Raw genomic sequence first — 1990 nt, 5'->3', positions numbered from 1 at the left:
TGAAACTCGCGCAATCCGCGACGGACGGCCCGCCAGATGACCGAGTACAAAACCCTCATAGTCAGAGCGATGGCACCAGCCAGCAGCAGGGGATAGAGTACGGCGACGACTACTGAGGCGCCGAGCAACGGTGAAACGTCTGGCGTGATCTGAGTGAACATTTCTCGACGATAGCAGCGCGCTACAGCTCACCGCACAGCTTCGTCGACCTGGCTAGCGCTGCAGTTCACAGCGTCGGGGTAGCGGCCGCCGCAATCTGAGTTACGCGGCGAGCTCGTGCTCGTAGGCGTGCTCGACTACCTCGCTGAGGCTGCCGTCATCGTTCATGCGGAGCCTTGCCCTCGGGCTCAGGTAAGAATCGACCCGGGTGCGCGCGATGAGCACGAAGATCAAGGCGACCACTATCGCGGCCGCGATGGGCATGCCCAGCAGAAGTAGGCCATCCGCCAATGAAAATTCCAACATGTAATCCCCCAAGCCAATCTCCGATGATGACGATTTTCACGCTACCGGCGGGGTTGCGGCAGTGCGATCCCCAATCGGGGTGGCGCCGGTCCGGGGGTCGACAGATGCTGCGTCGCCCACCTTGAGCGGCGAATTCTGGGACTCTATGCCAGCACATCTACCGCGAGACCGCGTGCGGCTGCAGTGAGGCGCGCATCGTTGGTCCACACCTCGTCGCAGCCCGACAGCTGGGCGGCGGCGAGGTGCAGCGCGTCGGGTGATCTGAGGCCGTGGGCCGCGCGAAGTTGGGCACCCCGACGAAATTGGTCTTGCCCCAGTTCGAGCATGGTGAACCGCGCGAGCGCCCGCAAATAGTGATCGTGCAGGGCCAGATTGTCGTTGCGCATCGGGCCGACAAGGCATTCCATCGTCACGAGATGGCTTATGGCGACCTCGGTCGAACCAGAATCAGCGAGACGCTGGCGAATCATCGCGCCACGCGGTCCTTCATCTTCGACGGCATAGATCACTATGCAGGAGTCGAGGTAGATCACTCCCAGCCGCGTCGCTCGTCGGCGATCTGCTCGTCGAGTTGCTGCACCGAGCGCGCCGCAGGTGCGGGAACGGGATGAGTCGTGAGCCACACGGCAGCGTTCGCAGCAGAATGCGCCGAATCGGCGTCAGTGATCCCAACCAGGCGTGCGACGGGAACACCGCGCTGCCCTGTCGGCCTCAGCCGGAGTGGGCGCGCATTTTGTTTGCGACCTCGATCGCGTCGCCGTCGGGGGCGGACGACTTTCGGTCTGGACGTGCGATGAACAGGTACAGCGCGCCGATGATCACCACCACGCCGAGACCGATCCAGGCGATGTAGTCCGTGACGAAGTCTCCGGATGCTCCCGGGATGAGTAGCAGGTAGATGGCGATGAGGCCGTACACGAGGGCGGCGATGTTCACCACGATACCCATGCGGCCGAGGTTGAACGGGCCGGCGGGCATCCATCCCTTGAAGCGCTGGCGGAGGGATGCCAGAACCACTGCCTGGAAGGCGACGTAGATGCCGAGAACGGCAAACGCGGTCACCTGAAGGAGTGATTCCGGTCGGATGAACACCACGACGCAGATCAGCATGGGAATAATGCTCGCTACGAGCAGGGCGTTCCTCGGCACCTTGGTGCGCGGGGTGAGCCTGGCCAACCAGGAACTTCCGGGAAGCATTCCGTCGCGGGCGAACGAGTGCAGCAGTCGACTCGCTGCGGCTTGAAGGCTCAGCACACACGACACAAATGCCATGCACGCAATGACCAGGAAGACCTTCGCGCCCACGATGCCGATCGACGATTCGAGGATGCCGGGAATGGGGTCGAGATCTTCCCCGCTGACGATGGATTGTAGGTCTGGGGCGGCAAGGACGTAGCCCGCGTACGACATCAGCGCGGAAACGCCACCGACGAAGATGGTGAGGTACATGGCCCGCGGAACCCGCCGGGACGGATCGTTGACCTCTTCGGCGACATCGCCGCAGGCTTCGAACCCGTAGAACATG

General features: G+C 63.0%; 3 protein-coding genes. All 3 read right to left on the bottom strand.

The features are described from left to right. Positions 1-261: 261 nt before the first annotated feature. A complete protein-coding gene (locus tag RMN95_RS09375) occupies positions 262-465 on the bottom strand; it encodes a hypothetical protein (protein ID WP_309616655.1) in 204 nt (67 codons plus the stop codon). Between the two features lie 143 nt (positions 466-608). Beyond that, the gene (locus tag RMN95_RS09370) at positions 609-1088 is read right to left on the bottom strand and encodes a type II toxin-antitoxin system VapC family toxin (protein WP_309616654.1); all 480 of its coding nucleotides are present in this window, start codon (positions 1086-1088) and stop codon (positions 609-611) included. Positions 1089-1176: 88 nt separating this feature from the next. Next, positions 1177-1990: APC family permease (locus RMN95_RS09365; RefSeq protein ID WP_309616653.1), on the bottom strand; the 814-nt coding region annotated here is incomplete at its 5' end.

Origin of the sequence: Salinibacterium sp., from assembly GCF_031364185.1 — a bacterium.
GTDB lineage: Bacteria > Actinomycetota > Actinomycetes > Actinomycetales > Microbacteriaceae > Rhodoglobus.
Note: the sequence above shows the minus strand (reverse complement) of the source record. Positions and strands in the feature narration are given on the sequence as shown.